Below are 15,861 nucleotides of genomic sequence, written 5' to 3'. Positions count from 1 at the left end.
GCCCCCGCCGCGTGCTGCAACACGCAACGGGGACTCATCACAACCCCTATTCCAGGAGAATAGAGATCATGACTGACATCGATTCTATTGCAGAACTGATTAAACCTGTAGTGTTTCCTTCCACCCTGCGCAGTTATACCGTGTCGTATGTGAGCAATTATCCAAAATACGATCGTTCCCCGGCGCTGATACTAAAAGGCCAGTGGCTGGAAAAAGCCGGTTTTCCTACCGGCAGAAAGCTGGAGGTGCGGGTAATGGAGGAGTGTATCGTCATCACCGCCAAAGCGATGGAGCCAACGCTCGAAGACACCTTCCGCCGGGTGCAGAATCTGTCTAACCGCAAACAGCAGCAGATCCTTGAGTTTATTAACCTGGTCGAGCGGAATAAAAATACCTTCCGCTAAGCGTCACCTGGCCCACGGGAACCCGGCGGTTACCGTGGGGAATATCGACTGGGTTGTCTGCGGACATACCCCTGTTTTACCGACCAACAGGATCAGAGGGAATAGCCTTAATCTTGATTATGGTCTCCCATCCAGACACCCAATGTCGGCACTGGGTATGTACGAAACGGGGACAAACTCGCTGTGGCTTTGCAACCAACAGCTTCAGGTTGCGAAGTACAACGACATATAATCCGTTCACGAACACTTTTCGTTCATGATTCGTGAACAAGTTAAATTCGTGAACATCGCCACGCTTTTGCATTTTCCCCGTTCCTGCCTCTATCCTTAACCCTATGGAAAAACTTGCTGAACTCAAACGCGCCAAGCTGCTGGCGCTGTCGCTGCTGCTGATTGCCGCCGCGACCTTTATCGCTACTCTCTTTCTGCCGCAAACTTTCTGGGTGCGCGGGGTAAAGGCCATTGCCGAAGCGGCGATGGTCGGCGCGCTGGCGGACTGGTTTGCCGTGGTGGCCCTGTTTCGCCGGGTGCCGATCCCCTTTATCTCGAAACATACGGCGATTATCCCGCGCAATAAAGACCGGATTGGCGACAATCTCGGCCAGTTCGTGCAGGAGAAGTTTCTCGATACCCAGTCGCTGGTGGCGCTTATCCGCAAACATGAACCGGCGCTGCTTATCGGCAACTGGTTCAGCAAGCCGGATAACGCCCAGCGCGTCGGGCAGCATATTATGCAGGTGATGAGCGGGTTCCTGGAGCTGACCGACGACGGGCGAATCCAGCGCATGCTCAAGCGTGCCGTACATAAGGCGCTGGATAAGGTCGATTTCAGCGAGACCAGTGCCGCGATGCTGGAGAGCATGACGAAAAACGGTCGTCATCAGGTGCTGCTGGACGCGGTCATTAATCGCCTGATTACCCTGCTACAGCGCGACAGCACCCGCGATTTTATCGCCGCGCAAATCGTCCACTGGCTGAAGACCGAGCATCCGCGCAAATCGATGGTTCTGCCCACCGAGTGGCTGGGGGATCAGAGCGCCGAGGTGGTCTCAAACGCGGTGAACGCCATTCTGGATGACGTCAGCCACGACCGCACCCATCAGATCCGTCAGGCCTTCGACCGCGCGGTGCTGAAGCTGGTGGATAACCTGAAAAACGATCCGGAAACTGCCGCTAAAGCCGAGAACATCAAAGCCTGGCTGAAGAACGACGAGGCGTTTAACCGCTATCTGGGTGAGATGTGGGCCGACCTGCGCCAGTGGCTGAAGGCCGACATGCAGCGCGACGACTCCCGCGTGAAGCAGCGCCTCGCCAACGCCGGGCTGTGGTTCGGTGAAACCCTGGTGGCGGACACCAACCTGCGCGCCTCGCTCAACGAACATCTGGAGCAGGCCGCGCACCGCGTGGCGCCCGATTTTGCCCGCTTCCTCACCCGTCACATCAGCGACACGGTCAAGAGCTGGGATGCCAAAGATATGTCCCGCCAGATTGAGCTGAACATCGGCAAGGACTTACAGTTTATCCGCGTCAACGGCACCCTGGTGGGCGGCACCATCGGGCTGATTCTGTTCCTGCTGTCGCAACTGCCCGAGGTGCTGCCCCTGCTCACCCGGTAACAGAATTACGGATTACGGATCACGTAGCGCGTCGGGGCGAAGCAGTTAAGGAACAGGTGCATCAGGAACACCATCGTCAGGGTCGCCACCAGCGCCACCGTCACCGAGACGATGCGGTAGAGATCGCTGAACACCAGGTCACCGTCCGGGTGCATGTTCTGGCCGAACATAATCCCGATGGTGGTGATGCTGGCAAAGCCCACTCCGGCGCCCACCTTCTCCATCACGTGCAGGCGGGCGCCAAACGCCAGCCCGAGGCCAATCAGCGGCATCATCAGCAGCATGTGGCTGCTGTGATCGTAGAGCACCAGCTGCACCAGCAGAATATAGAGGCAGCCGAGCAGCACCCCGACCACGCGCCACAGCGAGCTCATCACCGCCCCGCGATAGTGCATGGGGAACAGGATCAGAACTCCCGCCATCAGCGCCGACAGCGAATCGCTGAGATCGCTTATCTGGAACACCACAAAAATCAGCGTCGCCACGGTCCCGGAGAGCAGCGACTCGTGACGCACGCGAGCAGCGTCCTTCTCCAGCCGCGGCGGCGGCGTGCGCGGTTCGACATCCGGCAGCAGATAGTGCATCAGCGCGCTCAGGCACACCGCCATTACGCTGGCTTCGAGGTTAGAGAACAGCAGCGTGTGCCAGTTAGTGGTGGGATAGCTCATAAAGTTGAGCATGGTGCTCTGACACACTACCCCCATCGAGCCAAACAGGAACAGCGGCCCCTGGCTCATAAAGCGAAACCGCATCACGTAAAGCCCGAAGACCACCAGCGTCATGATGACCGGCCACTGCGCCAGATAGCCAATGATGAACACCATTTCGATGCAGTTCAGCGCCGAACTAAACACAAACTGCTTCGCCACGTGGCGGTTAAAGACCGGCACCAGCGACAGCAGCATGACTGGATAGATGACGAAAAAGACGCCGTAGCTGGTGCTGTAAAAGCTCGACACGCTCAGGGCAATCATCCCGGCAAAGACGATGCGCAGCGTCTGGCGAAAGTCATTGGCGCTATAGACGATGTTGCCGTGCGGGGTAAAGACCCGCGCCAGAGTGTTAATAGACATAATCAATACACATAGTGCAGCAGGCTGACGAGATGGATCTGCATCCCGGAGAAGAAGCGGGCAAACGGCCCTTCGCTGTTATAGAGCTGCACGGTGGCGCGCGCGCCGGTCGGCAGGTGCTTCGGCAAAGGCTCGTCCAGCGCGACGTGAATGCGCATCCGCTGCGCGTCACGCACCCAGCGGTTGGAGGTTTCCGGCTCAGAGAGCTGGCCGTTGACGGCCTCCTGCCCGGCCAGAATACCGGCGTCGCTGCTGGTGACGTGGGCGCGGAAAACCTGGCCCGGGAAGGCGTCAAATACCACTGCGGCGTCGGTGCCCTGACGGGTATGGCGCAGGCTCTTTTCCCGGAAATCGGCGACGATATCGCTCTGGTTGTTCACCAGCGCCAGCGCCGCCGCGCCGGAGGTAGCGTAAAAGCCGGGGCTCAGCTGCACGTTGCTGACCGTACCGTCCGCCTCGGCGTAGATCTTCGTCCAGCGGAGATTGAGCTCCGCCTCTTCCAGCGCGTTGCGGTATTTTTGCAGCGTCACGTTACGCGTTTCATCACGCTCGCCGCGCTCAATGCGCAGCTGATGGATGTTGGCTTCCAGATTCGCCACCGCCTGCTCGCTGCTCTGCCAGGTGGTACGCACTTTATCGAGATCCGCCTGGGAGACGTTCTGTAACGTGCTGAGCTTCTGATAGCGCTCAAAGGTCACCCTGTCGTTGCGGGCGGTAATCTGGGCGGTCTTCAGGCTCGCCTGCGCCGCGACGATTTGCGCGTCCAGCTGCTGGTTGGCGAGACGCGCCTGTTCCAGCGCGATCTGTGCCGCGTCCACCTTATTGCGGAACGGCGTCGCATCAAGCTCGAACAGCAGATCGCCCTTCTTCACCTGGCTGTTGTTATGCACGTGCACCGCCGCCACATAGCCGGAAACGCGCGCAGAAACCGGCGTCACCACGCGCATCACCGTGGAATCCGGCGTGAGCGGGATCCAGATATCCGCGATAATGAAATAGACAAACATCAGCAGGAAAGAGGCAATACTTACCCTTACCCAGCGGGCAAACTTTTGTTCAGGGGTCATGATTATTCGGTCTTATTATCTTCTTCGCGGATTGTCCGCAGGTTGCAGGCGATTTGATTGAGTGTGGCGCTGAAAACGTCGAGATGTTCCGGGGCGATATTCTGCGATACCCGCTCCTGGTACATTTCGATAACCTGAGTCAGGGTTTTCAGCACCGCATTACCCTCGGGTGTGAGCGTCAGCAGCCGGATGCGCTTGTCATAAGGCGATGTGGTGCGCAGCAGATAGCCCTGCTTTTCCAGCTGTGAAAGGGTGCGCATCAGCGGCGGCAGTTCTATACCCTGCACCTCCGCCAGTTCGCTTACCGAGACGTTATCCCCCAGCTGATTGAGCTGCATCATCACCGTCCAGCTCGACTGGGTTAAGCCGGTGTCGAGAATGGCATCGTCAATCACCGCGCGCCACTGGCGCACAATCATTGCCATCCGCATGCCTAATGGCCTGCGGCAGAACAGATCGTCTTCACGCATGGGGGATCCTCGCTTCACACGCTGAGAAGATAATAGTTATCAGGGTAAGTATCAAGAAACGAGGATGTTAAGCGCAAAAATTGCGAAACGATTGGGCTAGTTGATCACCTTATGCAGGGTGCTCTGGGAAGCGGTTTTTTCCTGGGAAAATAAGAGAAACTCCGAGGCCGAAAGGTATTGCTCAACGGCGTTCCATGCCACCACTTCCGTATAAAGTTCGGTAATCAGCGTCAGCAGAGTAAGATTTTTATTCATCCATGCTTCATGGGTAAAAGGCGGGCTTTTATTTTTATCGCTCAACAATGTCAGCAGAAGTTGAATGTCGGTAAGGGTTTTGCGCAGGGTGACCGGCAAATCGTTTTTGCCGAGACGGGAAATATAGTTTTCTGATAATGCAGCAAGGCTGTCCGGCGTGCACGGCCTGCCAGCCAACGAAATAACGCTCTGAAATAACACGCTTTCGGCGTAATTTTTTAATGTTGACATGATTACACTCGTCCCTGTTAATACATTCCATTATGAAAGCAACCCCTTATTCAGGCTGCAATTAAGAGTATCAAATTTTCATAAAGCGCGAAGTTTGGCAATCGTAATAATATTAAATTGTGACATAAGACAATTCTAATTCCATAAGTATAAATAAAGAAAATAAATTAATAATAATATATTCATAAAGCGGATGGTTTGTAGATAGTCGTGTGCGGACATGATTCAAAAACGCCCATCGCAGCGATAAAGTCACTGTACGGAAAAATACGTACAAAAGAGCAACCCTGGAGTATGGATGCGCCAGACCACCCACCGGAGCCAAACGACAGGCTTTAACACGCAGCAAAACGTCTGCAAAACATGGAGTGAGGCGTGGCGATCAAGGCCTACAGGGTGCACCTTAACGGCTGAAATACCTGTTAATGGCCCGCTGCCCGGACGCGGTCACCGTCACCTCGCGAAACCCTTCTACCCGCTGGATCCAGCCTTTGGTTTCCAGGTGAATCAGCAGCGCTGCGCCCGCCTCACCGCCCAGATGGAAGCGGCGCTCGCTCCAGTCCAGGCAAGCGCTGCAGGCTTTACGCCGGGCGTTCGCCTTAAGCGCTATCCCCAATGTCAGGAATGCCTCGCGCCCCTTCCCGGTGAGGGCCGAACCGTCCGCCATCAGCCAGCCTTCGGCCTGCATGTAATCATAGATCTGCACGGCAACCGCACCCGCCAGATGGTCGTAGCAGGTGCGGGCATGACGCATCGACGCTGGCGCGCTCGTTTCCGGCGGCGTGATACGGCTCCACGACAGGCCCATTATCTGCTCCACCAGCGCCGCGACATCGTGCCCCGCCAGGCGATAGTAGCGATGCCGGCCCTGAGAAAGACAGGCGATCAGCCTCCCCTCCACCAGCCGGGCGAGATGCCCGCTGGCGGTAGAAGCCGCGACATCCGCCACGGCGCTGAGCTCAGTGGCGGTCCACGCCCGCCCGTCCATCAGCGCGCAGAGCATTTTGACCCGCGACGGATCGGCCATCGCCGCCGCAACAGCGGCAACGGCCCGCTCCAGCGCAGCGCTATTATCAGCAGGTAAACTCGTCTTTAACATTGGCAGCCCACGGCCCGGTGATCTCTGCGGCCAGCTTATCATTATCCGTCAGCAGAATAAGGTGATTCGCATGATCGCTGTACTGCGTCAGGATGGAGACCCCCTGTGCGGCCAGCGCGGCGGCAATCTCTCCCAGCTCGCCGGGGCGTTCCTGTTTCAGCTTGCGGATCAGCGGCTTTCGCACCGCCTGCACCTTAAAACCCGCCGCAAGCAGCACGTGCCGGGCTTTTTCGCCCTCAACCACCAGAAAATGCGCTTCCACACCAAACACGCCGCCGCCCTCCAGCCCTACGCCGTTGCGCCCCAGCAGTTGACCAAAACGCGACAGCTCGCCGGGCGTGTCGGTGAAGATCACATGAACGTCATACATCGGCGTGTCCTCCGGTTTCTGAAGCGTATTCCCGTACCACCTGCGCCACGCGAATGCGGTAGTGGGTAAATATCGTCGCCCGCCCTTCGGCCTGCGCCGCCTGATGAAACAGGTTTTGCTTCCAGCGGCAAATTGCCTCTTCATCCCGCCACCAGGAGAGGGAGAGGATTTTGCCCTCGGTAGTCAGGCTCTGGAAACGTTCGATATCGATAAAACCGTCGATCTCCGCCAGCAGCGGTTTTAACTCGGCAGCCAGCTGCAGGTAACGCGCCTGGTGCGCGGGCGCCGCTTTGGCTTCAAACAGGACTGCAATCATGAGGATCTCTCCGTTATGGGGTTTAAGGAGAGAGTGCAGGAAACAAAAACGTGATGCTTCGGTGAGGAGCGAAATGTTAATGCCGGGTAACGCGTCGCGATCCCGGCCTGCGGATCGTGCATACGGCTCGCGTCTTTGTGCGCCCGGTAAGCTTGTGCCACCGGGCGTTTTTTTAGCCGAGGATCGACTTCGGCTCCATAAACGCGCTGATGCCCCACGCCCCCATCTCACGCCCCATGCCGGAGTGCTTAAATCCGCCAAACGGCGCTTTGGGCTCGTGGGTGAGCGTATTCACCAGCACGCGGCCCGCGTGGATCTGCTGCGCCACGCGCCGGGCGCGCTCAGCATCACTGCCCAACACCAGCGCGCTCAGGCCGTAATCGGTATCGTTAGCAATGGCGATGGCCTCTGCTTCATCGCGCCAGGGGATCACGCACAGCACCGGGCCAAAAATCTCCTCCCGGGCGATGGCCATCTGGTTATGCACATCGGTGAACAGCGTTGGCCGCACAAACCAGCCGTCACGGGTGCCCGCCGGCCGCCCTTCCCCACCCGCCAGCAGACGCGCTCCCTCCGCCAGCCCTTTCTGAATATACCCCTGCACCCGCTGCCACTGTTTTTCGCTCACCATCGGGCCGACAACGGTCGCCGGATCGCGCGGATCCCCCGACTGCACCGCCGCGATGGCCTGCGCCAGCGCCTGCTCTGTTTCAGCCTGACGCGACTGCGGCACCAGGATGCGCGTGCCGGCCACGCACGCCTGGCCGCTGTTCATCAGCCCGGCCTGCACCGCCAGCGGAATGGCCTGCGACAAATCGGCATCCTCCAGCACGATGGTCGGCGATTTACCGCCCAGCTCAAGGGTGACGCGGGTAAAGTTCTCCGCCGCGTTGCGCAGGATCGCCTTGCCGGTCCGGGTCGAGCCGGTAAACGAGATTTTCGCAACCAGAGGGTGACGGCTTATCGTCTCCCCCACCGTGTCGCCGCGCCCGGTTACGACGTTAAACACGCCCGGCGGCAGGTCTGCGGCGTGCAGCGCCTCGGTGACAATCTGCGTCTGCAGGGCGCTCATCTCGCTGGGCTTGATCACCGCGGTGCAGCCTGCCGCCAGCGCCGCCGCCAGCTTGCCGCAGATAAAGCCCGCATCGCTGTTCCACGGCGTGATAAGCCCGGCCACGCCGAGCGGCGTCATCTCTACCCTTGCTGCGCCGGCAGTTAACGTAAATTCAAACGCCTCCAGCGCCGCGATGGCCTGGGCAATCACCTCCGCCGGATAGCTTGCCATCCACGCCGAGCGCGACGCGGGCGCGCCGTACTCCTCAATCACCGCCTCCAGCAGATCGTCGTGGCGGGCCGCCACCGCAGCCTGCATCCTTTGCAGCGCGGCGATACGTTCCTGCTTCGTGGTTCTGGACCACGCCGGAAAAGCAGCTTTAGCAGCAGCAATGGCGCGTTCGGCATCTGCCGCGTCGGCCAGACGTACCTGTCCAGTGATGCGCGCCGTCGCCGGGTTATACAGATCGAAGCGTTCAGTGCCCTGTGGGGTGACAAATTCACCGTTGATATAAATCTGTTCGATGTAATGCATAACGACCTCCTCAGAGTGGATGAAGAGAGTCTGACACGCCTTCTCCGTTACGATAATCCACGCTATGCTGCAAAGGTTGTTTCGATTTTCAGGATAATCTATGCACCGTTCAGGACTGACAGAGCTGGAAGTGGTGATGGCCGTGGTGCGTCGCGGCAGCTTTCGCGCCGCCGCGCAGGAGCTGGGGATGTCGGCCACCGCCGCCAGCAACGCCGTTGCCGGGCTGGAAAGCCGCCTGCAAACGCGGCTGTTCAATCGCACCACCCGCAGCGTGGCCCTTACCGAAGCGGGGCAGCGCTTCGTGGCGCGCGTCGGCCCGGCGCTGTACGAGATCCGCCAGGCCAGCGTGGAGATCCACAGCGATCCCGACGAGCCCGCCGGTACCCTGCGTCTGAACGTGCCCAACAACGTGGGCACCCTGTTCCTGGACGCGCTGCTGATCGACTACATGATCCGCTACCCGAAAATGCGCGTCGAAGCGGTAAGCGAAGCGCGGATGATCGATATCGTGGCGGAAGGGTACGACGCCGGGATCCGCCTGGCGGAGTCCGTGCCGCAGGACATGATCGCCGTGCCGCTGACGCCCGATATCCGCCAGCTCATCACCGCCACGCCGGACTATTTTGCCCGTCACGGCACCCCGCTTACGCCGGACGATCTGCTGCAACATCAGGGAATTGGTATGCGCATGGCGCACGGCGGGATCTATCGCTGGGAGCTGGCGCGGCGCGGGCAGCAGATTGCCCTGGCGGTGCCGCCGCGTTTCGCCACCTCGGATCTCTTTGCCTCGATCCGGGCGGTTAAAGCCGGGCTGGGGGTCGGATTTTTACCGGAACTCTATATTCAGCAGGAGCTGAAAAGCGGGGAGCTGGTGAGCGTGCTGGATGAGTGGTCGCAGCCCTTTGCCGGGCTGCGTCTTTACTACCCAGGCCATCGCCACGTCCCGCCAGGATTGCAGGCGCTGGTGGCGATGATCCGTGAGCGCGGCCTTACTCGAGGTTAGCTTTGTTCAGGCCGTAGGCGGCATCCAGCGAGCCAGGCGCCATACGGGAGGTGATGCCTAAGCGGTTCCAGGCGTTAATTGCCACGATGGCAAAATTCAGCTCTGAAATCTCCGTTTCCGAATAGTGTTCCGCCAGGCTGCGGTAGAGCACGTCGCTCACGCCGTGCGGGCCGATCTGCGTCAGCGCCTCGGTGAAGGCCAGCGCCGCCTTTTCCCGGGCGCTGAACAGCGGGGACTCGCGCCAGGCGGTCAGGTGGTAGAGGCGCAGCTCGCGCTCACCGGCAATTTTCGCCTCTTTCGAATGCATATCCAGACAGAAGGTGCAGCCGTTGAGCTGGGAGACGCGGATGTCGATCAGGTGCTTCAGGGCCTGGTCGATGGAGGTCTGGCTCACCGCCATGCTCAGGTCGGAGAGCGCTTTAGCGAGGGCAGGTGTGGCTTTATGGTGGTTAACGCGCGTGCTCATTGTCTTACCTCTTTTTGTGCGATACAGGTCATGCGATGGGGAAAATGTACGCCGTTCATGACATAGTAAAAAGGTACAAAAAACGCTAAATGAGGTAGGACATGAAGCCGGGCTATCACCAGATATATACCCGCTACCGGGATAACATCACCCGCGGCATACTGAAGCCCGGCGACAGGGTGCCTGCCATTCGCGTGCTGGCAGAAGAGCTGAAGGTGGCGCGTAAAACGGTGGAAACGGCCTACGCCATTCTGATCGGCGAGGGCTATCTGGTGAGCCAGGGGGCGCGCGGTACCCGGGTGAACCCGGACTTAAATCTCCCCGCCGCGCCGCCGCTGCCTGAGGATCCTGTCACCGGTCAGCTTCCGGAATCCCTGGTCAGCCAGCGCGAACGGGCGGGCTTTTTGCGTCCCGGCATCCCGGCGCTGGACAGCTTCCCGTATAAAAAATGGCTGCTGCTGGCGGGCCAGGCGGTGCGGGCCATGCGCCAGGAGGAGATGCTCAACCCGCCGGTGATGGGCTGGGCTCCCCTGCGCCAGGCCATCGCCAGCTACCTGAACATTTCCCGCGGGTTGTCCTGCACGCCGGAGCAGGTGTTAATCACCAGCGGCTACAGCGGCAGCCTGCGCCTGATCCTCGACACCCTCGCCAGCCGTAACGATAAGGTGGTGTTTGAAGATCCGGGCTATTTTATGGGCCAGCAGCTACTGCGGCGCATCGTTCCGCGCCTGCATACGGTGCCGGTGGATCGCGCCGGGATGGACATCGACTACCTGCTGCGCCACCACGCCGACGCGCGGTTTGCCATCGTCACCCCCTCGCACCAGAGCCCGCTGGCGGTCACCCTCTCGCTGCCGCGCAGGCAGCAGCTGCTCGACTGGGCCACCCGTCACGAGGCGTGGATCGTTGAGGATGATTACGACGGCGAGTTTCACTACACCCGCAAGGTGCTGCCATCGCTGAAAAGCCTCGATCGTCAGGATCGGGTGATCTACATGGGCACCTTCAGTAAAACCGTGATGCCGTCGCTGCGCCTGGGCTATGTGGTGATGCCCGCCAGCACGGTGTCGGCCTTCAACGACTGCGCCGACCTGCTCGCCAGCGGCCAGCCGGTGCTGACGCAAAAGATCCTCACCGCCTTTCTTAACGACGGCCACTTTTTCCGCCATCTGAAAAAGATGCGCACCCTCTACCAGCAGCGGCGCGACTGGATGATTGCCGCCCTGCACGCGGTCTATGGGGATCGCTTCTTCACCGAACAGAACGACGGCGGAATGCATATCGTGGCGTTCTTAACTAAAGGCAGCAATGACCTGGAGATCGCCCACTGCTGGCAACAGCATCAGCTCCAGGTGAATGCCCTGTCGGCGTGGTACAGCGGGTCGGTTAAACGCTATGGGCTGGTGATGGGGTATAACAATGTGCGGTCATATCAGGAGGCGCTGGCACTGCTGGAACGGCCGAAACCGCAGACGCTCAACCTGCTGCGCTGAGGCGCGCCGGGTAGCGGCTACGCCTTACCCGGCCTGCAACTAACGGTCATAACGCGTCACGTCCAGCCGCGACAGTCCGATATCCTTTAAATGCTCATCGCTTAACCTGCTCAAAATCCGCCGCGTGCGGTTGATGCGATACCAGCGGGCGAGGGCTTTTCCCGTCCAGATAAAAATCGCAAAGGGGCGTTTCGCTCGATTTTCATAGAATTCCATGGTGCTCTCCTCAGGTTGTCTGAGGGCTATCATCACGGATCCACCGCCTTGCAATACAGATTCAAAAATTACTTTTTTTTAACATACAGATCGTCTAAAACAAGAACTGCATGGCGATTTTTGTCGCCATCTGTACTGGTTTTCTTTTCTGTATGGTGACAATAAGGGATACAGCATGACGCGCTACCAACATCTGGCCAATCTTCTGGCGGAACGCATTGAACAGGGGCTGTATCGCAGCGGGGAGCGTCTACCGTCGGTGCGCGCGTTGAGCCAGGAGCACGGCGTCAGCATCAGCACCATACAGCAGGCCTATCAGCTCCTCGAAAACCTACAGCTGATCGCACCCCAGCCGCGATCCGGCTATTTTGTCGCACCGCGTAAGGCCCAGCCGCCGGTGCCGGCGATGTCGCGTCCGGTGCAGCGTCCGGTAGAGGTGACCCAGTGGGATGAAGTGCTTACCCTGATGGAGGGGCGCACCAAAGCCGGTATTACCGCCTTTGGCGGCGGTCAGCCTGACCTGGCGCAGCCGAGCCTGAAGCCGCTGTGGAAAGAGCTGAGCCGGGTGGTGCAGCACAATGTGAAAGAGACCCTCAGCTATGACGAACTCCCCGGGCGACGGGAGCTGCGCGAGCAGATCGCCCGCCTGATGCTGGATGCCGGATCGGTGGTGACCGCTGACGATCTGATCGTCACCAGCGGCTGCCACAGCGCTCTTTCCCTGGCGCTGCTCACCATCTGTAAACCCGGCGACATTGTGGCGCTGGAATCCCCCTCCTTCTACGGCACCATGCAGATGCTACGCGGGCTGGGGATCAAGGCGATCGAGATCCCAACCGATCCGGTGACGGGGATCAGCGTGGAAGCGCTGGAGCTGGCGCTGGAGCAGTGGCCGATCAAAGGGGTGATTGTGGTGCCCAACTGCAACAACCCGCTCGGGTTTATTATGCCCGAAGCCCGCAAGCGGCAGCTGCTGGCGCTGGCCCAGCGGCACGATATCGTGATTTTTGAAGATGATATTTACGGCGAGCTGGCGTTTGAGTATCCGCGTCCTTCCACCATTCATTCCATGGACATCGATGGCCGGGTGCTGCTGTGCAACTCCTTTACCAAAACCGTCGCCCCCGGGCTGCGTGTGGGGTGGATTGCCCCCGGCCGCTATCACGACCGGATTATGCACATGAAGTATGCCGCCAGCGGCACCAACGTTCCCTCCACCCAGCTGGCGCTTGCGGCCTTTGTCGGGGAAGGTTACTACCACCGCCACGTGCGGCGGATGCGTCAGCTCTATCAGCAGAATATCGAGACTTACACCTGCTGGGTGCGGCAGTTCTTCCCCTGTGGCATCTGCGTGACCCGCCCGATGGGCGGCTACATGCTGTGGGTGGAGCTGCCTGAGCATGTGGACATGGTGTGCGTGGCGCGGGAGCTGGCGCGGTTCAACATCCAGATCGCCGCCGGATCGCTCTTTTCTGCCTCCGGGAAGTACCGAAACTGTTTGCGGATTAATTGCGCGTTGCCGCCGAACGAGAAGCACCGCGCGGCGGTGGAACAGATGGGGGAAGCGGTGAATATTGCGATGGCGGGATGATCCTGCGTATGTTTTGATAGTTCCTTGCCTTAAGATCGGCGATATCAAAATGAATATGTTAATTCGGTAGTGTTTCCGTTCACCTCACGGCCATTGCTTCTCTGTCACACCGGCAACGGTGAACGTGCCAGGGTGGCTCAATCGCCACCACCCTGGCAACCCGGGCTTCCGGCAAGAAAATCGCCGCTTCGCGGTGGCCCTCAGCTTATTCCCTCCGGCTTTCGGGTCGGGCACCAGCCTGCATCCATGCAGGCTATGCCCTCTCGGCGCGTCCATGCGCCTCGCCCCGGCCTGCGGGAAACGCTTCGGCGATTTTCAGCCGGACCCGATCATCGCTGTAACATCAGCGCGCCATGAGGCGACTGCTTTGCTTTACGATTAAATGAATAAACTATTCATCAAAACTTCCACGACACGCTGCCGACAATGCTCCGCTCCGCGCCAAAATAGCAGTACGAAAGCGAATTACAGGCCGCCACATAATCCTCATCCGTCAGGTTGTTGACGTTCAGCTGGGCGCTTACGCCGGTCAGCCCTACTTTCGACAGGTCATAGCCCACCGCCAGATCCACCAGCGTGTACGACGGCAGCGTATGGGTGTTCAGGCGGTCGCTGGTCACGCCGTTGACGTAACGCACGCCAGACCCCACCGTCAGGCCATCGAGCGGCCCGGTTTTGACGTCATAGCTCAGCCAGCCGCTGGCCATATTGCGCGGCGCATACACCGCACGCTTGCCCTCTTCCTCCGGGCTGCTCTTCTTGTAGCGGATGTCGGTATAGGTGTAGGCCGCCTGCAGGCGCAGGCTGTCGGTCAGCTGCCCCACCGCCTCCAGCTCCACCCCTTCGGATTCGATTTCGCCGATAGAGCGGTACGGATCGGTCGGCTCCTCTTTGGTGGCGATGTTTTTCTGATTGATACGGAACACCGAGGCGCTGAACTGGCTGTTCATCCCCTCCGGCTCAAACTTCACCCCCGCTTCCCACTGCTTGCCTTTCATCGGATCGAGCAGATCGCCGTTCTCATCGGCAAAGCTGGTCGGGGTAAAGGCGGTGGAGTAGCTGATGTACGGCGCAATACCGTTATCGAACAGGTATAACAGCGCCGCGCGGCTGCTGAAGTTGTTCTTGTCCAGATCGCTGCGGGTATCGTTCAGCTTGTCGATATTCGACACCTTCACCTGGTCGTAGCGCCCGCCGAGGGTCAGACGCCAGCGGTCCAGGGAGAGCTGATCCTGCAGATAGTAGCCGGTCTGGCGCAGCTTGTGCTTCTCCTGGCTGTACATGGTGATGCTCTCCGGCCCGGCACCGTAGACCGGGTTAAAGGCATCGATCGGCGGGAAGCTGCCGTAGTAGCCGGTGGTATCGTTGCTGCGATCCTGATAGTCGAGGCCAATCAGCACCCGGTGGTTCACCGCCCAGGTATCGAAGCTGCCGTCGATCTGGTTGTCGAGGGTGATGGCATCCATCTTCTCGTCAGAGCCGGAGTAACCGCGGTTGAGCTCGGTATCGTTCAGCCAGCCCGCGGCATAGACCTGGTTCAGCTCCACTTTGGTGTGCAGATAGCGCAGCTTCTGGCGCACCGACCAGCCGCTGTCGAACATGTGTTCGATGTTGTAGCCGACCATATCCTCGCGACGATCGTACTTGTCGTAATCGTCCTCGCCTTCAAAGAAAGTGTTGGAGATCGTCTTGCCGCTGTGCGGCACCACGGTGCCGTCATACGGCAGGCCGGAGTGGCTCCCGCCCTCGGGATCCCGGTGCAGGTAGGCCATCAGATCCAGGCGGGTGTTATCGGTGATGCGCCAGGTGAGGCTCGGCATCAGGGCGTAACGTTCTTCTTTCAGGGGATCGAACTGGGAGTCGGCATAGCGGGTCATACCGCTCAGACGGGCCGCCACGCGGTCGTTATCGTCCAGCGCGCCGGTGACGTCAAACATCGCCCCGCGCTGGTCGTTATTCCCGGCGAACAGCTTGATCTCACCGCCCGGATCGAACGAGGGTTTGCGCGAGGTAAGCGCCACGATCCCGCCCGGCGACGAGCGACCGTATAGCACCGAGGCCGGGCCGCGCACCACTTCGATATTCTCCAGGAACCAGGGGTCAACCACCAGCGAGCTGTGGGAGTTGGTATCGCCCATCATCTTCAGGCCGTCGAGGTAGACGTTATCCAGGCTGCCGTCGGAGAAGCCGCGCAGCACGATGTAATCGAAGCGGTTAGAGGCGCCAATCTGGTTGCTGTAGACACCCGGGGTATAGCTCACCGCCTGGCGCACGCTGGTGGCGCCCTGCTCTTCAAACTGCTCGCGGGTGACAATCGACACCGCCTGCGGGGTCTCGATATCCGGCGTCGCCAGCTTGGTGGCGCCGCTCTGCATCTGTGAGGTCACCACAACGGTTTCCGTTTTCGGCGTCTCCTGCGCCATCAGGGGGAGCGCGACGCTCCCGGTAACCCATCCTACCAGCAGTGCCAGCCGCGATTTAGCGAACATGAAAATCTCCAGAGCCATTTCTAATTGTTAATAAGAATTATTACCTTTTTCATTTAGAAGATAGCTATGCGCGCTGCCAGAGAATGTATGCGCAATGCCAAACCGCACGAATGG

General features: G+C 59.5%; 16 protein-coding genes. 5 read left to right on the top strand and 11 right to left on the bottom strand.

Annotated elements, in window-relative coordinates:
• Positions 1-68 precede the first annotated feature (68 nt).
• Positions 69-404, top strand: a complete 336-nt coding sequence (locus MXM41_RS12475; RefSeq protein ID WP_325932270.1) for a SymE family type I addiction module toxin — start codon at positions 69-71, stop codon at positions 402-404.
• A 335-nt stretch (positions 405-739) separates the two neighbouring features.
• Positions 740-2,020: a DUF445 domain-containing protein gene (locus MXM41_RS12470; RefSeq protein ID WP_325932269.1), complete on the top strand. Its 1,281-nt coding sequence runs from the start codon at positions 740-742 to the stop codon at positions 2,018-2,020.
• A gap of 5 nt (positions 2,021-2,025) precedes the next feature.
• On the opposite strand, the gene MXM41_RS12465 is transcribed toward MXM41_RS12470, so the two are convergent.
• From MXM41_RS12465 to MXM41_RS12430, 8 genes are all read right to left on the bottom strand, one after another.
• Positions 2,026-3,093 (bottom strand): DUF2955 domain-containing protein, encoded by a 1,068-nt coding sequence (locus MXM41_RS12465; RefSeq protein ID WP_325932268.1) that lies wholly within the window; start codon positions 3,091-3,093, stop codon positions 2,026-2,028.
• A 2-nt stretch (positions 3,094-3,095) separates the two neighbouring features.
• Positions 3,096-4,163 (bottom strand): HlyD family secretion protein, encoded by a 1,068-nt coding sequence (locus MXM41_RS12460; protein WP_325932571.1) that lies wholly within the window; start codon positions 4,161-4,163, stop codon positions 3,096-3,098.
• Entirely contained in the window at positions 4,163-4,630 is a 468-nt protein-coding gene (locus MXM41_RS12455) for a MarR family winged helix-turn-helix transcriptional regulator (RefSeq protein ID WP_325932266.1), read from the bottom strand. Before MXM41_RS12455 ends, MXM41_RS12460 begins: the two co-directional genes overlap by 1 nt.
• A 96-nt stretch (positions 4,631-4,726) precedes the next feature.
• Positions 4,727-5,116 carry a hypothetical protein gene (locus MXM41_RS12450; RefSeq protein WP_325932264.1) on the bottom strand — a complete coding sequence of 130 codons (390 nt, stop codon included), beginning with the start codon at positions 5,114-5,116 and terminating at the stop codon, positions 4,727-4,729.
• A 403-nt stretch (positions 5,117-5,519) separates the two neighbouring features.
• Positions 5,520-6,215, bottom strand: coding sequence for a winged helix-turn-helix domain-containing protein (locus MXM41_RS12445; protein WP_325932262.1), 696 nt, complete (start codon positions 6,213-6,215; stop codon positions 5,520-5,522).
• On the bottom strand, positions 6,190-6,585 hold the full coding sequence (locus MXM41_RS12440; protein ID WP_325932260.1) for an amino acid-binding protein: 396 nt from the start codon (positions 6,583-6,585) through the stop codon (positions 6,190-6,192). The genes MXM41_RS12445 and MXM41_RS12440 overlap by 26 nt, the downstream gene beginning before the upstream one ends.
• On the bottom strand, positions 6,578-6,901 hold the full coding sequence (locus MXM41_RS12435; RefSeq protein WP_325932259.1) for an antibiotic biosynthesis monooxygenase: 324 nt from the start codon (positions 6,899-6,901) through the stop codon (positions 6,578-6,580). The genes MXM41_RS12440 and MXM41_RS12435 overlap by 8 nt, the downstream gene beginning before the upstream one ends.
• A 172-nt stretch (positions 6,902-7,073) precedes the next feature.
• Positions 7,074-8,489 (bottom strand): aldehyde dehydrogenase family protein, encoded by a 1,416-nt coding sequence (locus tag MXM41_RS12430; protein ID WP_325932258.1) that lies wholly within the window; start codon positions 8,487-8,489, stop codon positions 7,074-7,076.
• A gap of 100 nt (positions 8,490-8,589) precedes the next feature.
• Here MXM41_RS12430 and MXM41_RS12425 point away from each other — a divergent pair, with 100 nt between their 5' ends.
• Entirely contained in the window at positions 8,590-9,492 is a 903-nt protein-coding gene (locus MXM41_RS12425; RefSeq protein WP_325932257.1) for a LysR family transcriptional regulator, read from the top strand.
• On the opposite strand, the gene MXM41_RS12420 is transcribed toward MXM41_RS12425, so the two are convergent.
• Entirely contained in the window at positions 9,479-9,958 is a 480-nt protein-coding gene (locus MXM41_RS12420) for a carboxymuconolactone decarboxylase family protein (RefSeq protein WP_325932255.1), read from the bottom strand. The two genes, MXM41_RS12425 and MXM41_RS12420, sit on opposite strands and share 14 nt — an antisense overlap.
• Positions 9,959-10,059: 101 nt before the next feature.
• On the opposite strand from MXM41_RS12420, the gene MXM41_RS12415 reads away from it, so the two are divergent.
• Positions 10,060-11,451: a PLP-dependent aminotransferase family protein gene (locus MXM41_RS12415; protein WP_325932254.1), complete on the top strand. Its 1,392-nt coding sequence runs from the start codon at positions 10,060-10,062 to the stop codon at positions 11,449-11,451.
• A 39-nt stretch (positions 11,452-11,490) separates the two neighbouring features.
• On the opposite strand, the gene MXM41_RS12410 is transcribed toward MXM41_RS12415, so the two are convergent.
• On the bottom strand, positions 11,491-11,667 hold the full coding sequence (locus MXM41_RS12410) for a DUF1127 domain-containing protein (protein ID WP_325932253.1): 177 nt from the start codon (positions 11,665-11,667) through the stop codon (positions 11,491-11,493).
• Between the two features lie 175 nt (positions 11,668-11,842).
• Here MXM41_RS12410 and MXM41_RS12405 point away from each other — a divergent pair, with 175 nt between their 5' ends.
• Positions 11,843-13,258 (top strand): PLP-dependent aminotransferase family protein, encoded by a 1,416-nt coding sequence (locus MXM41_RS12405; RefSeq protein ID WP_325932251.1) that lies wholly within the window; start codon positions 11,843-11,845, stop codon positions 13,256-13,258.
• A gap of 398 nt (positions 13,259-13,656) precedes the next feature.
• Here the strand turns inward: MXM41_RS12405 and foxA are convergent, their stop codons facing one another.
• On the bottom strand, positions 13,657-15,765 hold the full coding sequence (gene foxA / locus MXM41_RS12400; RefSeq protein WP_325932250.1) for a ferrioxamine B receptor FoxA: 2,109 nt from the start codon (positions 15,763-15,765) through the stop codon (positions 13,657-13,659).
• Positions 15,766-15,861: the final 96 nt, after the last annotated feature.

Source organism: Leclercia adecarboxylata, from assembly GCF_035787115.1.
Lineage (GTDB): Bacteria > Pseudomonadota > Gammaproteobacteria > Enterobacterales > Enterobacteriaceae > Enterobacter > Enterobacter adecarboxylatus_E.
The sequence above is the reverse complement of the archived record's forward strand: the minus strand, read 5'-3'. Positions and strand labels throughout refer to the sequence as shown.